This window comes from Limosilactobacillus coleohominis (assembly GCF_016901675.1).
GTDB lineage: Bacteria > Bacillota > Bacilli > Lactobacillales > Lactobacillaceae > Limosilactobacillus > Limosilactobacillus intestinavium.
The window spans coordinates 1-3,836 of the sequence record NZ_JACJKU010000105.1 but is presented as its reverse complement, the minus strand read 5'-3'; the positions used below and the strand labels follow the sequence as shown (position 1 = coordinate 3,836).

Genomic DNA, 3,836 nt, shown 5'->3' with positions numbered 1-3,836 from the left:
TTGTAGGCAATCCCAACCACATGGGCAACTTGTTCAGGGGACCACTTCTGGACTTGAATCTTTTCCTCGACCAAGTGTTTAAGGTTTTTAGTGAGCGAAGACTTCCGCCTCCGTTGACTAACCTTTTATTCAAAGTCAGTTTGCGCTAGCTCAGCCTGGTACTTACTATTTAGCCGGTGAAGTTCGTTAAAGATGGTGGTCTTACTAAAGCCTAAGTAGTTAGCGATTTATCGCAAGGAACGTCCTTCATTATGAAGCGTTTCAATGACAACACGGTTCTGGAATGATAAAATGGTGTTGCCCATTAAGGTCCTTCTTTCTAATGGAATGTTGTGGTAACACCATTAAAGACCTTGATGGGTTTTTCTGTCCACTTGAACGTTCAACTTAAATTTTACAATCTGCCAAGTATTAAAGCGCAGATAAATCATTCAACTTTTTTAAAGCAGCGCAAGAATTTACGGGAGACAATGGGCAATATCTAATTAATATCCAGCGTGATGATACGACAGTTGACACGATCAACCTAATGGTAATTGATCATACTAACATTGCTGGTGGAACATCAGTCTATGAGGTTGTTTATCAAATACAGCTAGGTCGTCGTCAAGAGATGGACAATGACCGGCGAGGCGATGTTACTTTGCTGATTAACTGGTTGTCAGTTATTCATATTGAGTTAAAGACTCCTAAGCGTTCTTATTTGCAAGCCTTCAATCAAATTCAGAAGTATATTACTGAGCAAAAATTCAATGGAATCTTATCGAATATTCAAATGTTTGTCGTTACGAATGGTACGGATACCAAGTATGTGGCTGCTGATCAACACCTGCGGGAAAAATTCCTTAGTGGTTGGGTCGATAAGGACAATAATCCAGTGCGTAATTACTTGGACTTCGCTAAAGACGTGCTATCAATTTCAGCAGCACACCACATGGTTGCTGACAACTCAGTCCTGGACAGTAAGCAGAGGCACATAATTTTATTGCGTCCTTATCAGGTTCATGCAATTGAAGCCGTTTTAAAAGCGTCATCTGGTGATACTCCAACGTCAGGATATATCTGGTATACAACCGGTTCTGGGAAGACATTGACCTCGTACCGAGTAGCACATAACTTACTTACCATACCATCATTGGATAAAGTGATCTTCCTAATTGATCGGAAAGACTTAGATAATCAAACCACTCAAGCCTTTCAATCATACGCTAACAATGACTCAATTGATGTTAACTAAACTGAAAGCACCATCAATCTAGCCAAGAAGCTAACCAGTGGTGAAAGAACGGTATTGGTGACCACACGACAGAAACTGCAGACGCTATTCAAATGGCAGGGTGAGGACCGTAATGATGCCATGTTTAAGCGATTGAAAAATCTTAGGCTCGCTTTCATTGTCGATGAATGTCACCGAACGATTTCCCCGACGAGCAAGATGGAAATTGATAAGTCCTTTAACAAACAACCACTTTGGTACGGCTTCACTAGGACCCCAATCTTCCCACAGAATAGTCGTAAAGAAAATGGTAAAGCAGCACGGACCACAGAGCAACAATACGGAAAATGCCTGCATAGTTACACCATTAAGGATGCTATTCAGGATCATGCGGTTTTGGGCTTTCAGATTAATGATATGCAAAATATCTATCAAGACAGTGATGATGAAAATAATAAGGATAAGCTCAATGCACAATACATTAGTGATGCCCATATGCAGGCCGTAGCTAATAATATTCTCAAATTGTCTTATCGAACTTTAGGTATTCGGAATATTAATAACCGTGGTTATACTTATTCAGGTATTCTCACCACAAGTCCTGCTAATAAGTGGCCAATTGACCAGAATAAGCGGTACTACAAGTTGTTCAAGGCAATTAAAAACGGTGAAAATTCTATTGAAGTTCCTAAGCGGATTAAGGAAATTTTACCTGATTTCCCTAAGGTTGCAATTACCTTCTCAGTTACCCAAAATGATGAGGATTCACTCGGTGACCAAGAGTTTATGAAGGAAGCAATTCATGATTATAACGAAGAGTATGGAACAAGCTTTAGCCTGGATGAAGTTAGTGCCTACAATAAAAACATCAATGGTCGTTTAGCATGGAAGAATGACGCATTTAAGCCACAAAGTGAACGTCTAAATTTGGTCATTGTTATTGACCGTTTGCTGACGGACTTTGACTCCTAGTATCTTTCAACGCTCTTTGTTGATCGACCACCGATGAATCCACAGAACATTATTCAGTCGTTCTCGCGGACCAACCGTATTTTTGATCAGGACAAGAAATATGGCAATATCATTACATGCCAATTCCCGAAGACGTTCAGCAAAGAGATTGATAATGCGTTAACTCTCTACTCAAAGGAAGGTATTGGCGAAGTTCTGGCCCCGTCATGGCATGAATCAAAGCAGAAATTTGACGTGACATATCACGGTATAAGTGATTATGTACTCTCTAATAGTCCCGAGCTCATAACAGATCCAAGTACACCGATTGAACAAAAGAAGTATTTTGTTAAGCAGTACCAGAAGTTTGATAAGGCTTTTGCCGCAGCTCAAACCTATGATGAATTTGATAATGTTGATCCAGTACAGGACTATCATTTAACTTCTGAAACGCTTGATGCAATGCAGGGTACATACGAAACCCTGATTGAACAAATAAAACAAGAAAAAGACGATGACGATGAACCTACTGAATACGAACTAGAATCAGTAATTGATAAGTAGGTCAATTATCAATATATTTTGTCATTGATCCAAGCCTATGTTCCTGACGGAGGTGAGCTACTACCAACAGTAGATCAGCAAGAAGCTAGGGAATTGAGAGTTATATTGATGACTTAGGTAGGACGAATAAACCATTAGCAACCATTGTTAGTCAGTTGTGGGATAAAATTAAACAACATCCCGAAAATTATGCCGGTCAGCAGGTTGACAAGCTTTTAAATAAGATGATTGATCAAGCTTATAACCAGGAATTAATCGCCTTTACCGATAAATATCATGTTAGTTTAGATGACTTGAAATTCGTCATTAAGTATTATGATGTTCATGCTTCAAAACAGGCTGGAGTTAACCGAATGTTGACTCGTGATGCCTTTAAGAGGTTCAGGTAAGCCAACGCTGATTCAGAATTGAAACGAATGATGGACTGGAAGGAACAAGTACGAGCACAGTTAGGGGACTTGTACGTAAACCACATTGCGCCATTGTTTGATAGTTGATACTATTTGATATATGCGAAGAACTGATTCAAAAGAAAACAGTTATAAGCTATTAGTGCCAAAAGGAGATGTATATTTTTCCAGCATTCTTATCAAAAAATATGGATTGGTCCTTTTTTGGTCCTTGCATCAATAAAATCATACTGCCGCAAGGGATAGAGACACTTCGTATATTTTCGTGCCCAACACCCAGAATAACATTAGTATCAATTACGCAACTGGAGCGGTAACACAAAGGTAGCTTTAAACCATCTAGCATCAACGTAAAAAGCGTCGGTGCTAGATTTTTGCCATAATACTTATAATGAATAGATGTTTATTATAAATAAGTATTTTAAATTAATCTCTGGATGTTTCATAATAATAACCAAAGGAAGTATGAAATACATTTACCATCCGATTTAATTTGGGTCGCTAAAATGCCGGTATCAGAAAAACGAATACTAATATGACAATTTAGTAATAAACTCTTCCTAAACAGCATGCTAGACTTTACTACAAGGCAGATTGCAAGAAATAAGTTAACAATTATCATGTAAGTTTCTAAAAAAGACTTCAATTGGTGTTTGCCAATTTAAACATTTCATTGGTCTCGAATTAAGCCACCA

2 protein-coding genes and 2 pseudogenes are annotated in these 3,836 nt (G+C 38.5%); 3 read left to right on the top strand and 1 reads right to left on the bottom strand.

Translation table 11 applies throughout. The annotated features are described in order from the left end of the window. Nucleotides 1-305 (bottom strand): annotated as a pseudogene (locus H5975_RS08800) (helix-turn-helix domain-containing protein); the annotation flags it as partial. Nucleotides 306-529: 224 nt separating this feature from the next. Between H5975_RS08800 and H5975_RS08795 the strand changes: the two are divergent. The 3 genes and pseudogenes from H5975_RS08795 to H5975_RS08785 form a co-directional block, all read left to right on the top strand. Beyond that, nucleotides 530-2,245, top strand: a pseudogene (locus H5975_RS08795) (DEAD/DEAH box helicase family protein); the annotation flags it as partial. Next, nucleotides 2,222-2,731 carry a type I restriction endonuclease subunit R, EcoR124 family gene (locus H5975_RS08790; protein ID WP_239459624.1) on the top strand — a complete coding sequence of 170 codons (510 nt, stop codon included), beginning with the start codon at nt 2,222-2,224 and terminating at the stop codon, nt 2,729-2,731. The pseudogene H5975_RS08795 and the gene H5975_RS08790, both read left to right, overlap by 24 nt. A gap of 155 nt (nt 2,732-2,886) precedes the next feature. Further along, nucleotides 2,887-3,120 (top strand): hypothetical protein, encoded by a 234-nt coding sequence (locus H5975_RS08785; protein WP_239459623.1) that lies wholly within the window; start codon nt 2,887-2,889, stop codon nt 3,118-3,120. Nucleotides 3,121-3,836 lie beyond the last annotated feature (716 nt).